Annotated in this window: 18 protein-coding genes; 10 read left to right on the top strand and 8 right to left on the bottom strand. The window is 62.9% G+C overall.

Annotated elements, in window-relative coordinates:
- Positions 1 to 90 precede the first annotated feature (90 nt).
- Both DSC91_RS20985 and DSC91_RS20980 read left to right on the top strand, forming a co-directional pair.
- Complete coding sequence (locus DSC91_RS20985) at positions 91 to 579, top strand: Lrp/AsnC ligand binding domain-containing protein (protein WP_054036112.1); 489 nt, start codon at positions 91 to 93, stop codon at positions 577 to 579.
- Between the two features lie 108 nt (positions 580 to 687).
- On the top strand, positions 688 to 1,833 hold the full coding sequence (locus tag DSC91_RS20980) for a PA0069 family radical SAM protein (RefSeq protein ID WP_115780684.1): 1,146 nt from the start codon (positions 688 to 690) through the stop codon (positions 1,831 to 1,833).
- Between the two features lie 16 nt (positions 1,834 to 1,849).
- On the opposite strand, the gene DSC91_RS20975 is transcribed toward DSC91_RS20980, so the two are convergent.
- Both DSC91_RS20975 and DSC91_RS20970 read right to left on the bottom strand, forming a co-directional pair.
- Positions 1,850 to 2,317 (bottom strand): NINE protein, encoded by a 468-nt coding sequence (locus tag DSC91_RS20975; RefSeq protein WP_115780683.1) that lies wholly within the window; start codon positions 2,315 to 2,317, stop codon positions 1,850 to 1,852.
- 296 nt (positions 2,318 to 2,613) lie between these two features.
- Entirely contained in the window at positions 2,614 to 3,741 is a 1,128-nt protein-coding gene (locus DSC91_RS20970) for a PQQ-dependent sugar dehydrogenase (protein WP_425272057.1), read from the bottom strand.
- A gap of 247 nt (positions 3,742 to 3,988) precedes the next feature.
- Between DSC91_RS20970 and rpsP the strand changes: the two genes are divergently transcribed.
- From rpsP to DSC91_RS20940, 6 genes are all read left to right on the top strand, one after another.
- Positions 3,989 to 4,243 carry a 30S ribosomal protein S16 gene (rpsP, locus tag DSC91_RS20965; protein ID WP_006476550.1) on the top strand — a complete coding sequence of 85 codons (255 nt, stop codon included), beginning with the start codon at positions 3,989 to 3,991 and terminating at the stop codon, positions 4,241 to 4,243.
- Between the two features lie 117 nt (positions 4,244 to 4,360).
- On the top strand, positions 4,361 to 5,095 hold the full coding sequence (rimM, locus tag DSC91_RS20960) for a ribosome maturation factor RimM (RefSeq protein ID WP_115780681.1): 735 nt from the start codon (positions 4,361 to 4,363) through the stop codon (positions 5,093 to 5,095).
- Positions 5,096 to 5,119: 24 nt separating this feature from the next.
- Positions 5,120 to 5,887 (top strand): tRNA (guanosine(37)-N1)-methyltransferase TrmD, encoded by a 768-nt coding sequence (gene trmD, locus DSC91_RS20955; RefSeq protein ID WP_115780680.1) that lies wholly within the window; start codon positions 5,120 to 5,122, stop codon positions 5,885 to 5,887.
- A 144-nt stretch (positions 5,888 to 6,031) separates the two neighbouring features.
- Positions 6,032 to 6,421 carry a 50S ribosomal protein L19 gene (rplS, locus tag DSC91_RS20950; RefSeq protein ID WP_012433948.1) on the top strand — a complete coding sequence of 130 codons (390 nt, stop codon included), beginning with the start codon at positions 6,032 to 6,034 and terminating at the stop codon, positions 6,419 to 6,421.
- Between the two features lie 93 nt (positions 6,422 to 6,514).
- A complete protein-coding gene (locus DSC91_RS20945) occupies positions 6,515 to 7,231 on the top strand; it encodes a CoA pyrophosphatase (protein ID WP_115780679.1) in 717 nt (238 codons plus the stop codon).
- 115 nt (positions 7,232 to 7,346) lie between these two features.
- The gene (locus DSC91_RS20940; RefSeq protein ID WP_115780678.1) at positions 7,347 to 8,285 is read left to right on the top strand and encodes a CobD/CbiB family protein; all 939 of its coding nucleotides are present in this window, start codon (positions 7,347 to 7,349) and stop codon (positions 8,283 to 8,285) included.
- Positions 8,286 to 8,465: 180 nt separating this feature from the next.
- Here the strand turns inward: DSC91_RS20940 and DSC91_RS20935 are convergent, their stop codons facing one another.
- Genes DSC91_RS20935 through DSC91_RS20925 form a run of 3 tightly spaced genes read right to left on the bottom strand, consistent with a single transcriptional unit; the run spans position 8,466 to position 11,014 of the window.
- Positions 8,466 to 8,786, bottom strand: a complete 321-nt coding sequence (locus DSC91_RS20935) for a putative signal transducing protein (protein ID WP_115780677.1) — start codon at positions 8,784 to 8,786, stop codon at positions 8,466 to 8,468.
- Positions 8,787 to 8,816: 30 nt separating this feature from the next.
- Entirely contained in the window at positions 8,817 to 9,758 is a 942-nt protein-coding gene (gene rsgA, locus DSC91_RS20930; RefSeq protein ID WP_115780676.1) for a ribosome small subunit-dependent GTPase A, read from the bottom strand.
- The gene (locus DSC91_RS20925) at positions 9,755 to 11,014 is read right to left on the bottom strand and encodes a M48 family metallopeptidase (protein WP_115780675.1); all 1,260 of its coding nucleotides are present in this window, start codon (positions 11,012 to 11,014) and stop codon (positions 9,755 to 9,757) included. The genes rsgA and DSC91_RS20925 overlap by 4 nt, the downstream gene beginning before the upstream one ends.
- A 190-nt stretch (positions 11,015 to 11,204) precedes the next feature.
- Here DSC91_RS20925 and orn point away from each other — a divergent pair, with 190 nt between their 5' ends.
- Positions 11,205 to 11,819 (top strand): oligoribonuclease, encoded by a 615-nt coding sequence (gene orn / locus DSC91_RS20920; protein ID WP_115780674.1) that lies wholly within the window; start codon positions 11,205 to 11,207, stop codon positions 11,817 to 11,819.
- 103 nt (positions 11,820 to 11,922) lie between these two features.
- Here the strand turns inward: orn and mog are convergent, their stop codons facing one another.
- Together mog and yjgA are read right to left on the bottom strand one after the other, a co-directional pair.
- Positions 11,923 to 12,567, bottom strand: a complete 645-nt coding sequence (gene mog / locus DSC91_RS20915; RefSeq protein WP_115780673.1) for a molybdopterin adenylyltransferase — start codon at positions 12,565 to 12,567, stop codon at positions 11,923 to 11,925.
- The gene (gene yjgA / locus DSC91_RS20910; protein WP_115783404.1) at positions 12,548 to 13,159 is read right to left on the bottom strand and encodes a ribosome biogenesis factor YjgA; all 612 of its coding nucleotides are present in this window, start codon (positions 13,157 to 13,159) and stop codon (positions 12,548 to 12,550) included. The genes mog and yjgA overlap by 20 nt, the downstream gene beginning before the upstream one ends.
- 343 nt (positions 13,160 to 13,502) lie before the next feature.
- Between yjgA and pmbA the strand changes: the two genes are divergently transcribed.
- On the top strand, positions 13,503 to 14,873 hold the full coding sequence (gene pmbA, locus DSC91_RS20905; RefSeq protein ID WP_115780672.1) for a metalloprotease PmbA: 1,371 nt from the start codon (positions 13,503 to 13,505) through the stop codon (positions 14,871 to 14,873).
- Between the two features lie 234 nt (positions 14,874 to 15,107).
- Here the strand turns inward: pmbA and DSC91_RS20900 are convergent, their stop codons facing one another.
- Positions 15,108 to 15,608 carry a dihydrofolate reductase gene (locus DSC91_RS20900; RefSeq protein WP_115780671.1) on the bottom strand — a complete coding sequence of 167 codons (501 nt, stop codon included), beginning with the start codon at positions 15,606 to 15,608 and terminating at the stop codon, positions 15,108 to 15,110.
- Positions 15,609 to 15,610 lie beyond the last annotated feature (2 nt).

The following is a 15,610-nucleotide window of genomic DNA, read 5'->3' as shown; positions in this document are numbered from 1 at the left end:
GTAACGCAGATCGCCCAGTGATAACCGCTATACTATTAACAGTCAGGTAGGTTTTGTTATTGTATTTTCAAGATTTTCAGCAAAAAGACCATGCGAACACAGCGCCAACCGATCCGGGCCCTCGACAAACTCGATCACAAGATCCTGCGGCTCCTGCAGCAGGACGGCCGGATGGCGATGAAAGACCTCGCCGAACAGGTCGGGCTGTCGGTCACGCCGTGCATCGAGCGCGTCAAGCGGATGGAGCGCGACGGCGTGATCACCGGCTACCACGCGAGGGTGAACCCGGCTGAGCTGGGCGCGGCGCTGCTGGTATTTGTCGAGATCACGCTCGATCACAAAAGCGGCAACATGTTCGACCAGTTCCGCCGCGAGGTGCAGAAGATCCCCGAGGTGCTGGAATGCCATCTCGTTTCGGGCGACTTCGACTATCTGATCAAGGCGCGCATCGGTGAAATGGCCGACTACCGCAAGCTGCTAGGGGATATCCTGCTGCAATTGCCCGGCGCGGTGCAGTCGAAGAGCTACGTGGTGATGGAAGAGATCAAGGAAACGCTGACGATTGCGGTTGGCGATTAGCTCGCACGGGGGCTGAATAATACAAATAGTCGGGCTCGACAAACGGCGTAAACACTGTATATTTATACAGGTGTTTTGCGCCGTTTTGCTTTCTTGCGTGTTCCAGCCGTGACCGATTCCGACCCCCACTCCGCCAACGAATTTCCGATTGCTCCGCCCACGCCTCGCAAGGGGCGTGGCGCGGTGACGAACCTGCAAGGCCGTTACGAAGTCGATCAGCGCGAGGTGGTGGACGACGGCTGGCTTTCGTCATTAGAGGAGGACGGCGAGCCCAAGGTCTTGCGCACGCAGGTTTTCGAAGAGCGTGCCAAAACCATTCTCACGCGCAACGCGTCGCCGGATATTCCGTTCGGCGTGTCGCTGAATCCTTATCGGGGTTGCGAACATGGCTGCATCTACTGCTTCGCGCGGCCCACGCATAGTTATCTTGGGCTGTCGCCGGGCCTCGACTTCGAAAGCCGCATCTACGCGAAGGTCAACGCGCCGGAGTTGCTCGGGCGCGAGTTGTCAAAGAAGTCCTATGTGCCGGAGCCGATCGCGCTCGGCGTCAATACAGACGCCTGGCAGCCCGTCGAGCGGGATTTGCGCCTCACGCGGCGGGTGATCGAAGTGCTCAGCGAGCGCGGCCATCCGTTCGCGGCGATCACCAAATCGTCGCTCATCGAGCGGGATATTGATTTGCTTGCGCCCATGGCGGCGCGCGGGCAGTTCATGGCGGCTATCACGATCACCACGCTGGATGCGGATATCGCACGCACGCTCGAGCCGCGTGCGGCCACGCCGTCGCGCCGGTTGCGCACCATCCGTACGTTGAGCGAGGCGGGCATACCTGTTGGCGTCAGCATCGCGCCGGTGATTCCGTTCGTCACCGAGCCGGACATGGAGCGCGTGCTGGAAGCCTGTGCCGAAGCCGGCGCGAGCAATGCGAGCTACATCGTGCTGCGCTTGCCATGGGAAGTCGCGCCGCTATTCAAGGATTGGCTCGCGGCGCATTTTCCTGATCGGGCCGACCGGGTGATGAGCCGCGTGCGCGATATGCGGGGCGGAAAGGACTACGACTCGTCCTTCTCCACCCGAATGAAGGGAGAAGGCCTATGGGCGGACTTGCTGAAGCAGCGCTTCCATAAGGCCGTGCGCCGGCTCGGGCTAAACCGGCGTGATCGCGGCATTCTGGATATGTCGCACTTTCGCCGGATCGAGCCGGCGCCGGCTGAACCGTTGCTACGCGACAATCCGCAATTGAGGCTTTTTTAGCGCGGTGCGCGGCAGGTCATTGCGACAGCGCTTTGGCGGCCTGCACCTGGCTTTCGAAGTAAGTCTGGAACGAGATCGCGAGGCCCGTCATCAGCAGGAACGCGCCGATCAACAGCGAAAAGATCACGATGAAAATGACAGTCCAGCCAGAGCGGCTTTTGCGCTGGGTTTGTGCGTTGAACTGCGCGTCCCATTTGTCGTCCAGGCGCAGGCCGTAGACGATCGCTGCCAGAAAGGCGGAGAGCAGCGAAACAGCGCCGAAAAACGCGAGCACCCAGCCGAGCATCGAGGCCCGCTCGCTTGCCACCACCAGCATGGCGCCCGGAATCCCGATCAGCGTGCCGAGCAGATGGGCCCAGCCGTAAATGTCGCGCATGCCGTACAGATAGAAGCGGTGGGCACCGAGGCTGCCGAAGAAGAATGCCAGCGCAGCGGTAATCGTCTTGGATCTGAAATACGAGGAAGCCGGAGCAAGGGTGGACATGTAGGCGAGAGGAGAGTGACAGGCGGTCGAAAGGAGCGGGCGCCGGTGGGCGTGGGCCGACGCGCATTCTACGCCACGCCGCGCGGTGCCGGTCACGTAGTGTGAGAGCGCATGGAGGCCGCGGTTGCGTGTGTTCGCCGTGGATTCGCCGCGGGCGGGCAACGTCGGGGGCCTGAGCGATTCTGTATGCGTTGCCGGGTGTCACGTCTGTGTGGGCATCGTTGTGCGGGTGGCCGCCGGTGCCGCAGGTTTGGCTGCGCGGGCGGTCTGTGCGCGTTATTGCGCTGCGGTTTGGCCTAGGGCGCGGAATAAGTTACGCGATAGACGGCGCCGGCGTAGTCGTCGCTGATTAGCAGGGAGCCGTCTGGCATCGGCTGCACATCGGCTGGGCGGCCCCATACGGATTCACCCGGCTGGAGCCAGCCTTCGGCAAAGACTTCCTGGCGCGCGTTGCTGCCGTCCGGGTTGGTGATCACTCGCACGACGCGGTAACCGACCTTCTTGCTGCGATTCCACGAGCCGTGTTCAGCGATGAAAATATTGTCGCGATAAGCCGCCGGAAACATTGAGCCGCTGTAAAAGCGCATGCCGAGCGAGGCGACGTGCGCGCCGAGTTTGACAGCCGGCGGCGTGAAGGTGTTGCATGGATGGTCTTTGCCGAATTCGGGGTCGGGCGTGTCGCCGCCATGGCAGTACGGAAAACCGAAATCCATGCCGATGCGTGGCGCACGGTTGAGCTTGTCGTCCGGTACGTCGTCGCCCATCAGGTCGCGGCCGTTGTCGGTGAACCACAACTCATGCGTCACCGGGTGCCACGCGAAGCCGACGGAGTTGCGAACGCCACGCGCCACGACTTCATAATGGCTGCCGTCCGGGTCCATGCGGCCGATCAACCCAAAGCGGGCGCGGTCTTTCAGGCAGACGTTGCAGGGCGCGCCTTGCGGCACGTAAAACTTGCCATCCGGCCCGAAAGCGATGAATTTCCAGCCATGATGAGTTTCTGCCGGCAATGTGTCGGTGACCACGACCGGCTTGGGCGGGTCGTTCAGATGGGCGTCGATCGCGTCCAGGCGTAGAATTTTCGACACTGCGGACACGTACAGCGCGCCATCCCGCCACGCCACGCCAGCCGGCGTTTCCAATCCGGAGGCGATCACGTGGCGAGCCGTCACGCGCCCACTTTGCAATTCGAGCGCGTAGACGTGGCCGTCAAGGCTGCCTATATAAAGAATGCCCTTTGGCGAGAGCGCCATCCCCCGGGCGCTCGGTACGGCGTCCGACAGGACCTCGATGTGGAAGCCGGGCGGCAGTGCGATGCGCTCGACCGGCAGCGCGGCCAGCACCGGCAGGGCCGTGGCGACGAGTAGCATCGCAGCGCCCGCTCGCAGGCCTTGAACGCAGACGGCGCGCCAAAAGCCGGCCATCGGCGAAAAGCCGGCAATTCGCGGAAAGACGGCGCACGAAGCGAAAAAAAACGCAGGCGGCGGCAGGAGTTTCACGGGCGCTCCGTCAGGTAATTCGGGCGTTTCGGCGTGGTTCGAGGCCTCCGCCCGAATGGCCGGCACAACCCCGTCGTGCAGTTTATCCCGGTAAGTGTTTGTTATGGCGTCGGTTTCCCGCTATAATCGCGTGTTTCAGTCGTTCCGAACCCCGGTTTTCAAGGATTCTAGTATGGTCATCATCCGCTTGGCTCGTGGCGGCTCCAAGAAGCGCCCGTTCTACAACATCGTCGCAACCGATTCGCGTAACCGTCGTGACGGCCGCTTCATCGAACGCGTTGGCTTCTACAACCCGGTCGCTACGAAGGGTGAGTCGCTGCGTATCGCTCAAGACCGCCTGACGTACTGGCAAGGTGTTGGCGCGCAACTGTCGCCGACCGTTCAGCGTCTCGTGAAGGAAGCGCAAAAGGCGCAACCGGCTGCTTAATGGTAGCTGGCATGCGTATCGTCGTCGGTTTGGCCGGCGGCTCGCGCAGCTTGCGTGAGCAGTCCGATGCGCGAGTTTTGCTGAGGCAGACGTCGAAGTTGGCAGCGAGGTTCTCTTATGTCTGAACGTGATTCCGGCAATTCAGGTCGCGTGAAGGCAAATGCGGCAGCCCCGCGCGCGAAGACGTCTGGTCAGGCGCCGTTCGGTGCATTCGTCCGCAAGCCGGTCGAAGGGGCCGAGGGCCGGGCGAAAGCCAAAGTTGCAAGCGCCGGTTCCAGTGCGGCAGAAATGCGGGCGGAAACGGTGGAAAGCTGGCCGGCCGATGCGGTCGAGGTCGGTGCAATCGTCGACGCTTACGGCCTCAAAGGCTGGGTCAAGGTCGCAGCCCATGCGGATGCCGGGCACGGCGGAGACGCATTGCTAAGCGCGAAGCGCTGGTGGTTGCTGAAAGGCCATGAGCGCAAGTCGGCGCCGTCACTACAGGCAAAAACGCATAGCGACAGTATCGTTGCCCATCTGGGCGGCGTTAGCGACCGCGATGTGGCCTTGGCGCTGCGCGGCACGCGCGTCTATATCAGCCGCAGTGAATTTCCGGCCCTCGGGGCCGATGAATTCTACTGGGTCGACCTGCTCGGCCTGGACGTGGTGAACGTTGCCGGGGTCAACCTCGGCAAGGTTGCAGACATGATCGACAACGGTGCGCACTCGGTGCTGCGCATCGAATACCCGGATACCGACAAGAACGGTAAGCCGGTCACCGGCGAGCGCTTGATCCCGTTCGTCGGCGTCTTTGTCAAAACGGTGGATCAGGCGGCGAAGCAGATCATTGTCGACTGGGAAACCGATTACTAAATAATTCGCTGACTGGAGAGGGCGATGCAGTTCGATGTCGTGACGCTCTTTCCTGACATGTTTCGTGCGCTGACCGACTGGGGTATCACCAGCCGTGCGGCGAAGCAGGAGCGCTACGGGTTGCGCACGTGGAATCCACGCGATTTCACTACGGACAACTACCGCACAATCGACGATCGTCCCTACGGCGGCGGCCCCGGCATGGTCATGCTGGCCAAGCCTCTGGAAGACGCGATCGGTGCGGCGAAAGCGGCGCAGGCGGAGCAGGGCATCGGCGCGTCGCGCGTCGTGATGATGTCGCCGCAAGGCGCCACGCTGAATCATGAGCGTGTCATGCAGTTCGCGGCCGAGCCCGGTCTGATCCTGTTGTGCGGTCGCTATGAAGCGATCGATCAGCGTTTGCTCGACCGTGTCGTCGACGAAGAGGTCAGTCTCGGCGACTTCGTGCTGTCGGGTGGCGAATTGCCGGCAATGGCGTTGATGGATGCCGTGGTGCGTCAGTTACCCGGGGTGCTCAACGACTCGCAATCGGCGGTGCAGGACAGTTTCGTCGACGTGCTGTTGGATTGTCCGCATTACACGCGTCCGGAGGAATACAACGGCGTGCGTGTGCCTGATGTGCTGCTAGGCGGCCATCATGCGGAAATCGAAGCATGGCGTCGGCGCGAAGCCTTGCGCAATACGTTGAACAAACGGCCCGATCTGATCGTGAAGGCCAGAAAGAACAAGATGTTGAGCCGTGCCGACGAGGCATGGCTTACGAGTCTCGCGAAGGAAGCGTCGAAGGCGTAAGCCTCGGTCTTTCGAGCGGACATAGGCGGTGCCGCACATGCGTGTACGGCGCCAGATGTGAACCCATCCTCTATCGGGGCCGTAGCCGGGCAGTTTTCTGCGAGGCAGGTACGAACGCCGACAAGATGGACATAGGAGTCAGTGATGAATCTGATTGCAATACTCGAGCAGGAAGAAATCGGCCGCGCCCTCGGCGAGAAGACCATCCCCGAATTCGCCCCCGGCGATACGGTGATCGTCAGCGTGAACGTGGTTGAAGGTACGCGTAAGCGTGTCCAGGCTTACGAAGGCGTCGTGATCGCCAAACGTAACCGTGGTCTGAATTCGTCGTTCATCGTCCGCAAGATTTCGTCGGGCGAAGGCGTCGAGCGTACGTTCCAGACGTATTCGCCGCTGCTGGCAAGCATCGTCGTGAAGCGTCGTGGCGATGTGCGTCGTGCGAAGCTGTACTACCTGCGCGACCGTTCGGGCAAGTCGGCCCGGATCAAGGAAAAGCTGGTCGCGAAGAAAGACCGCGCTGCTCCGGAAGCGTAAAAGCTGTAAGAAAAAGCACCCCTCGCGGGTGCTTTTTTGTTTGCCAGGTCAAAATAGCGGTATGTTCCCTATCCGCTCATTACGAGAGACCCGTTGATCCGCCCCGCCTTTGAGCCCGAAACTCTGCCTGTCGAAGCGACGGGTGCCGATCTGTCACCGGTGGTTGCCGGACGCCTGACGCCGGACGGTCTGCGTGCGCGCTTCGAGCAGCGTTTGAGTTGGACGCCTGAGCCGATTATCGAAGCGCCCTGGCGCGATACGCACGTCGATCCGCGGGTTGCCGCCGTGCTGGTGCCATTGGTCGTGCGCGACAACGGCCTGACTGTGCTGCTGACTCAACGTGCCGATCATCTGAACGACCACGCCGGCCAGGTGAGCTTTCCCGGCGGCCGTCATGAACCGTTCGACGCGGATGCGACCGCTACGGCATTGCGCGAGGCGCAGGAAGAGGTCGGCCTCGATCCGTCGCGCGTTGAGGTTCTCGGTGCGTTGCCCGACTATCTGACGGGCACCGGTTTTCGTGTCACGCCCGTGATCGGTTTGGTGCATCCGCCATTCACATTGAAAGCGGATGCATTCGAAGTAGCCGAAGTCTTCGAAGTGCCGCTTGCTTTTCTGATGGACCCCGCGCATCACGAAGAGCGCGTGTTTCGTTACGAAGGCGGCGAGCGCCGTTTCTTCGCGATGCCCTATCCGCGGGCCGCGTCGGCGCAAGCGGCAGATCGCGAGGGGCAGGTGGGCGGTCACTATTTCATCTGGGGCGCGACGGCGGCGATGCTGCGCAACTTCTATCGCTTTCTCGCGGCTTGAGTCGCCATGGGTTGTGCACTTGTTGGGTGTTTGTCAACGTCCGTGCTCAGTGGCATCCGACCCTGTGCTATCGTTATAAAACAATCGTAAAAACTCGAAAAGCACGGCGCATCGCATGACTTTTTTCTCCGTATTGCTGGCTCTGATTATCGAACAGGTCCGCGCGCTGTCGCTGAACAATCCGGCGGCGGCATTGCTTCAATACCATGCGGAGTCGGCGGCGCACGGATTCGATGCCGGCAAGCCGAAGCACGGCCTGCTTGCGTGGCTCGTGGTGGTGGTGCCCTGGACGCTGGCCGTCGCGCTCATCTATTACGTGCTGTATCACATTCACTTCGCGCTGGCGTTCCTGTGGAACGTCGCGGTGCTGTACTTCACGCTTGGTTTCCGGCAGTTCAGTCATTACTTCACCGATATCCACCTCGCGTTGAATAACGACGACGTGCCGCGCGCGCGTGAAATCCTGAATGAATGGACCGGACTCGACACCGTCGACATGCCCGTCAGCGAGATCGTGCGTCATACGCTGATTCACGCGGTGGTGGCCTCGCATCGGCATGTGTTCGGGGTGTTCTTCTGGTTTCTGATTCCGGTCGGGCCGGCGGGCGCGGTGCTGTATCGGATTGCCGAATATCTGTCGCGTGCATGGGCCTTGCCGGCCGACGATCGCACCGCGGCGTTTTCGAGCTTCGCGCAGCGCGCCTTCTTCGTGATCGACTGGGTGCCGGCACGGCTCACGTCTCTGGGCTTCGCGATTGTCGGTAATTTCGAAGACGCGATTTATGCATGGCGCAACCATGCGCGTCAGTGGCCGGATGCGAACGACGGCGTGTTGCTGGCCGCAGGCAGCGGGGCGCTCGGTGCGCGTCTGAGTGGGCCGCTCGCGGAGCCGTCGAGTCTCGACGCCCTCGCCACCGGCGACGGCGGCCCGATGCAGGTCGGTGACGACTGCACGCCACGCACGCTGCAATCGGCGGTGGGCCTGGTGTGGCGCGCGGTGGTGCTGTGGATGATCCTGCTGTTGATGCTGACGATCGCGGTGTGGCTTGCCTGATGCGGCTTGCTTGGGCCAGCGCGCAACTAACGCATGCAGAGGAAAGCCGGGTCATAAACCCGGCTTTTTTTTCACGAGTGACGCGATGGTGGCCTTACCGCTTGGTAACTGAATCCGAGCCGCTTCGCCGTTTGTCACCCGCGCCCGATAGCCTCGCCGTTTGCCTACGCAACAACCGCTTCACCCATCCCTCGGATCCCGCGCCGTTCCACACTGCCAGCACACCGTGAACTGTGCCTCGAGCGTCTCCCCGCACTGGCGGCATTGCCACGAAGGCGCGCCCGCCGGTGGTCCGTGCGACGCCGCATCGATCAGGCGCCGTGCCATCGCTTCGTCGCGCTCATCCACAAGCCACAGCTCCGGCGCGCACTGATCCGCCGGAATGTCCCCGAGCGCGCCGTTCAGATAGCGGTTATGCAACTCGCAAGCGATGCCCGCCGTCTCCAGCACATTGACCCAATGCTGTCCGATGATCAGATTCGGCGCGCGCATCAATTTCATCGTGAATCCGTCTGTGAAGGATGACCCGCGTCAGCGCACGATCTGGCTGGCCTCGTGCACCAGTTGCGCATACAGGGCATGCCGTTCGCGCCGGACGCCGCCGTCGGCGACCGCTTCGAGAATCGCGCAGCCCGGCTCCTGCAAGTGATGACAGTTGTAGAAGCGGCAGTTCGGCAGCAACGGCCGGAACTCGGGGAACGCGCGTTCGAGCCGGCCTTCGGTCAGGTGATGCAGGCCGAATTCCTGGAAGCCCGGCGAATCGATCAACGCGCCGCCGTCGGCACCAGGCAAAGGGTAGAGCCGCGTGAACGTGGTGGTATGCCGGCCGCTGTTCAACGCGGTCGAGATCTCGCGCGTCGCGACCTCGGCATTCGGAATCAGCAGATTGACCAACGTCGACTTCCCCATGCCCGACTGGCCGAGCAGCAGCGTCGAATGACCTTGCAGATGCTCGATCAGAGCGGCACGCGCGGCGTCAGGCTGCGTCTTGATCGACACTTCGACCACGGTGTAGCCGAGCGCGCGATACGATTCGAGCCGTTTGCGCGCACCTGCCAGCGCGCCGGTCACGTCGATCTTGTTCAGCACGATCAGCGGTTTCAGCTCGTTTGCCTCGGCGGCGACCAGCGCGCGGCCGAGCAGGTCTTCGCTGAAATGCGGTTCGGTGGCGAGCACGATCAGTAACTGATCGAGGTTCGCGGCAAAGAGTTTCGACTTGTACTGATCCGAGCGATATAGCAGATTGCGCCGCTCGCCGATCTCGACGATCACGCCCTGATCCGCCGAAGTCGGTTCGTAGATGACGCGATCACCGACCGCCACTTCGCTGCGCTTGCCGCGCGGGAAGCACTGAAGCATCGGGCTGCCGTCTTCCGGCGCGACCAGGTAGTGCCGCCCATGGGCGGCGATCACCAGGCCGCCTACGCGCGCGCTCGACAGCGCGCGCGGCGCCTTCGGGGAGCGGCCGCTCATGCGTGCCGCAGCAGGCGGTCGATCCGCTGCGACGCCGGCGGATGCGAGTAATAGAACGCGGTGTAGAGCGGATCGGGCGTCAGGGTCGATGCATTGTCCTCATACAGCTTGACGAGCGCGTTGACGAGGTCTTGCGCATCGGTTTGCGTCGCGGCGAAGGCGTCGGCCTCGAACTCATGCTTGCGCGAACTGAGGCTGCCGAGCGGCGTGACGAAGAACAGGAACACCGGCAGCGCGAGGAAGAACAGCACCAGCGCGAGGCCGCTATTGCCGCCGATCAGCGAGGGCCGCACGCCCAGTCCTTCGTAGAACCACACACATTGCGTCAGCCAGCCGAGCAGGGCGAGCATCACGAGGCTGATCGCGAACATGACGACCATCCGCTTGATCACGTGACGGCGCTTGAAGTGGCCGAGTTCGTGCGCGAGCACCGCTTCGATCTCGTTGCCGGACAGGCGTGCAAGCAGCGTGTCGAAGAACACGATCCGCTTGGCGGCGCCGAAGCCGGTGAAATACGCGTTGCCGTGCGCCGAACGGCGGCTGCCGTCCATGACGAACAAGCCCTTGGCGGCGAAACCGCAGCGCTGCATCAATGCTTCGATGCGGCTTTTCAGCGCTTCGTCCTTGAGCGGCTCGAACTTGTTGAAGAGCGGCGCGATAAACGACGGATACAGAATCAGCACGAGCAACTGGAACGCGACCCAGACGACCCATGCCCACAGCCACCACAGGCTGCCCGCCTGGTTCATCAGCCACAGCACGACGAACAGCAGCGGCAGGCCGAACGCCGCGCCCAGCAGGACGCCCTTGAGACGGTCGAGAAAGAAAATGCCCTTGCTCATGCGGTTGAAGCCGAAGCGCTGCTCGACCACGAATTGCCGGTAGTACTCGAACGGCAGATCGATCACGCCGGTGATCGCGATCACGGCCGCGACCAGCGCGATCTGGCCGGCGTAGCCGCGGCCGAGCCAGTCGGAGATGGCCAGATCGAGCGTCTGCACACCGCCCAGCAGCGTCAGCCCAATCAGCACGGCCGCGCCGACGACGATCTCGATCATGGTGAGGCGTGTGCGTTCGACGGTGTAGTCCGCGGCGCGCTGGTGCGCGGTGAGCGCGATGGTAGCGGCAAACTGGCTCGGCACCTGCCCGCGATGGCCGGCGACGAAGCGGATCTGGCGCGACGCGAGCCACAGCTTGGTGCCGACCATCGCCACGACGGCGACGACGAACAGAACGGTGAAGTACAGGGTGGGCATCCGGGGATTCCGTGGTATCTATGCGAGAATTATATGTTTCTTCCCGCCTGGCGGCGGGAAGACAAGCTCAAACCCGGCTCAAACCGGGACCAGGCTGGCGCGAGCCGGCCCAAATCAATCTCATACGAACAATCGCCGCGCCAGGCGTGCTTCCGGAGAAGCCGTCTGCCCGGCCATCAGGGTTGCCTTCATGACTGACATCCTCGCCCCCTCCGAAGAGCCGACGCTCGTGCGCAGCGACATGAATCTCGTCTGGCTGGACATGGAAATGACCGGGCTCGAGCCGGACACCGACCGCATCATCGAAATCGCGGTGGTGGTGACGAATTCGACGCTTGACCGTCTGGTGGAAGGGCCGGTGCTGGCGATTCATCAGAGCGACGAGACGCTCGCCAAAATGGACCAGTGGAACCAGAACACGCATGGGCGCTCGGGCTTGATCGACCGCGTGAAGGCGTCGACGGTGAGCGAAGCCGACGCCACGGAACAGATTCGCGACTTTCTCAGCGCTTATGTCCCGCCGGGCAAATCGCCGATGTGCGGCAACTCGATCTGCCAGGACCGCCGCTTCATGGCGCGCTGGATGCCGGATCTGGAGCGCTTCTTTCACTACCGCAATCTCGACGTCAGCACGCTGAAGGAGCTGTGCCGCCGCTGGCAGCCGGCGATCTACAAGGGTTTCCAGAAACGCGCCATGCACACGGCGCTGGCCGACATCCATGAATCGATCGACGAGCTGAAGTATTACCGTGAGCACTTCCTGATTCCGGCGGCCTCGCAGGTGCCGGAAGCGCCTGCGGAGTAAAACCGCCGCGGCTCCGGGGACTGCGGCGATGGAGGTCACGCTGCCGCGGCTTCGGCGATGCTGACTGACGATGCAATAACACAGCGCCGCGTCAGCTTCGACCTCAACCCTGCCGAGGCGCGCGCTGCGCGTTCTTCGGCCGGAACGCCTTCACCACCTGGGCGTTCGTTTCCACATACGGGCCGCCGATCAGATCGATGCAGTAAGGCACCGCGGCGAATATCCCCGGCACCTTGACCGCGCCGCCGGCGTCTGCGTCACGCAAACCTTCCAGCGTTTCCTTGATCGACTTCGGCTGCCCGGGCAGGTTGATGATCAACGCCGCGTGCCCCGCGGTTTCGCGGACCACCGCCACCTGGCGCGACAGAATCGCGGTCGGCACGAAATTCAAGCTGATCTGCCGCATCTGCTCGCCGAAACCTGGCATTTCCTTCGTTGCCACCGCCAAAGTCGCTTCCGGCGTCACGTCGCGGCGCGCTGGGCCAGTGCCGCCGGTGGTCAGCACCAGATCGCAACCCACTTCGTCGACCAGTTCGATCAGCGTGGCGGAAATGGTGGGCGCGTCGTCCTGAATCAGGCGCGTAACCACTTGAAACGGCGAAGTCAGGGCGTCGCCGAGCCATGCCTGCAGCGCCGGAATGCCTTTGTCCTCATACACGCCACTGGACGCGCGATCGCTGATCGACACGAGGCCGATCACGATCTCGTCCGGATGCGCCCGCGCCAGATTACGCGTCGCGGTCGTCATCGTCGTCTTCCTGGCTGTCTTCTGCATCGGCATCTGTGGCAGCGGACGGGCCGTCGGCGTTCTTGATCCACTGGAACAGCTCGCGGAAATAGCGCGGCGGCTTGTTTTGCTGCGCTTCCTTGCGGGCATTGCGAATCAGCGTGCGGCCCTGCTGCGGGTCGGCGTTCGGGTGCTGGCGGATGAATTCGGTCAGCGCGGCGTCGTCGGCGAGCAGTTTCTCGCGGGTGCGCTCGATCCAGTGCAGCTTGGCCGTTTCCGCCTTGTTGACGCCGTTGTAGGTGTCGAGCGCGGTGCGCAGGGCGGCGGTTTCCTCGTCCAGCAGCGAGCGCATCACGCGTCCGACATACTGCACCTGGCGGCGCTTGCCTTCGTGATCGGTGATGCGGCGGGCTTCGCGCACGGCGTCGTCGAGCTTTTCGGGCATCGGCATGCGCTTGAGCGCGTCTTTCGGCAGGGCGATCAGCGCCGAGCCCAGTTCCTGCAGCTCGTGCATTTCGCGCTTGAGCTGGGACTTGCTGGGACGGTCGTAGCCGTTCTCGTCGACTTCCGGCTCGGCGGATTCGATGGGTTGAATGCGGGTTTTGCGTGTCATACCGATATTGTAGCGTGCCGCGCACACTGAACCCGCCGTGCTGCTGCGCACAAGTGCGCTCGCCGGCTTTGGCGGGCGCAGCGATGCCGGTCGGGGCGGCCGCGGAGGCAGGCATTGCCGAGGCGGCAATATATTCGGCCAACAGGCTCATCGGGCGGGCGCAGCGAATGCCAGGTGCAGCTTCGCTTACCTTGCTATGATCGCGGGATGCGTGACCACGCAAATAAGCACGCAAACAAGCACGCGGATGAGCACGCAAATGGCGCGCGTAAATTGCAAGCGCAGGTGCGTGGCATGGGCGAACACACAGGGCCGCTCGGCCCCGAACAGGACGGCAACGACAATGGCAGCAGACATGGACGTCAAGCAGCGCTTTTTTCCGCATACCCAGGATGAACTGAAGGAAATCGCCTCGGACATCCTTCGTCACGCGAAGTCGCTCGGCGGCACCGACGCGGCGACCGAAATCTCCGAAGGCGACGGCCTGTCCGTTTCCGTGCGGCGCGGCGAAGTCGAGACGATCGAACACAACCGCGACAAGATGGTCGGCGTGACGGTGTTCATCGGTAACAAGCGCGGCAACGCGAGCACCTCGGATTTTTCGTCGCAGGCTTTGAAGGACACGGTCGCGGCGGCGTACAACATCGCCCGTTTCACGGCCGAAGACGACTGCGCGGGTCTCGCCGAAGCAGAATTGCTCGAAACCGCCCCGCGCGATCTCGATCTGTATCACCCGTGGAATCTGTCGGCCGACGAAGCGGTGGAAATCGCCCGCCGCTCGGAAGACGCCGCGTTCGCCACCGATCCGCAGATCAAGAACTCGGAAGGCGCGAGCGTCTCGGCGCAGCACTCGCAATTCGTGCTGGCCACCTCGCGCGGCTTCCTCGCCGGCTATCCGTACTCGCGTCACTACATCGCCTGCGCGCCGATCGCCGGCAGCGCGCGCAACATGCAGCGCGACGACTGGTACACGTCGACCCGCAGCGCGGCAGACCTCGCCGATCCGGAAGCGGTGGGCCGCTACGCCGCGCAACGGGCGCTGTCGCGCATCGGCGCACGCGGGCTCGACACGCGCAAGGTGCCGGTGCTGTTCGAAGCGCCGCTCGCCGCCGGCATTCTCGGTGCGTTCGTTCAGGCCACGAGCGGCGGCGCGCTGTACCGCAAGACCTCGTTCCTCGTCGACAGCCTCGGCAAGCCGGTGTTCGCGCCGCACGTCCAGGTGGTCGAAGATCCGCACGTCGCGCGTGCCATGGGCAGCGCGCCGTTCGACGAAGAAGGCGTGCGCACGAAACAACGTTCGGTGGTGAAGGACGGCGTGGTGGAAGGCTATTTCCTGTCCACCTACTCGGCGCGCAAGCTCGGCATGCAGACCACCGGCAACGCGGGCGGCTCGCACAATCTGTCGCTGCGCAGCTCGAAGACGCGTCCGGAAGACGACTTCGAGGCAATGCTGAAGAAGCTCGGCACGGGCCTGTTGCTGACCGAACTGATGGGGCAGGGCGTCAACTACGTGACCGGCGACTATTCGCGCGGCGCGTCGGGCTTCTGGGTCGAGAACGGCAAGATCCAGTATCCGGTCGAGGAAATCACCGTGGCGAGCACCTTGCAGGAGATGTTCCGCCATATCGTCGCGATCGGCGCGGATACGATTACGCGCGGTACGAAGGAAACGGGCTCGGTGCTGATCGAACGGATGACCATCGCGGGGCAGTAAGCGGCTCGGTCAAGCGACACCCAAAGCGGCAGCGGATCGTTCGCCGGCCGGCTGCACAACCCTGAGGTACAACCCGGCTGAACAATCCAGCTGCACCACCGGGCTGCAAACAGAAACGCCACGCAGGCGACTGCGTGGCGTTTTTTTATGTGCGTGTCGACTGGCGGCGATTGACGAAAGCGCGAAGCCGGGTCAGAGAAGCGCGAACTGCCAGTCAGGCGCAGTGCACCACCTTCAAATGCTCTTACGTTTATACGTTACAAACGCATAATCGAAGTCATTCGGCGCGTGCGCGCGATGCGTTTCATGCGCGACTTCCTCCCACTCGTTTTCATCGAGTTCGGGGAACGTGGCATCGCCTTCGAAGTCGGCGGAAATCTCGGTGACGATCAGCTTGTCGGCCTGACGCAAACCTTCGGCATACAACTGCGCGCCGCCGATCAGAAACGCTTCCGGCGCCTGATCCTGCGCGGCGAGCTTGAGCGCGTCCTCGAGCGTGGTGGCCGCGTCGCAGCCCTGAAAGCGCCGTGCCGCATCCCGTGTCACGACAATGTTGCGGCGTCCCGGCAACGGCCGGCCGATCGATTCGTGCGTCTTGCGGCCCATGATGATGGGTGCGCCCATCGTGGTGCGCTTGAAGAACGCGAGGTCTTCGGGAAGTCGCCAGGGCAACTGGTTGTCGCGGCCGATCACGCCGTTATTGGCGCGAGCGACGATCAGGGTGAGCGTCGTCATCG

It is taken from the genome of Paraburkholderia caffeinilytica, from assembly GCF_003368325.1.
Lineage (GTDB): Bacteria > Pseudomonadota > Gammaproteobacteria > Burkholderiales > Burkholderiaceae > Paraburkholderia > Paraburkholderia caffeinilytica.
This window is presented reverse-complemented; position numbering and strand designations above follow the sequence as displayed.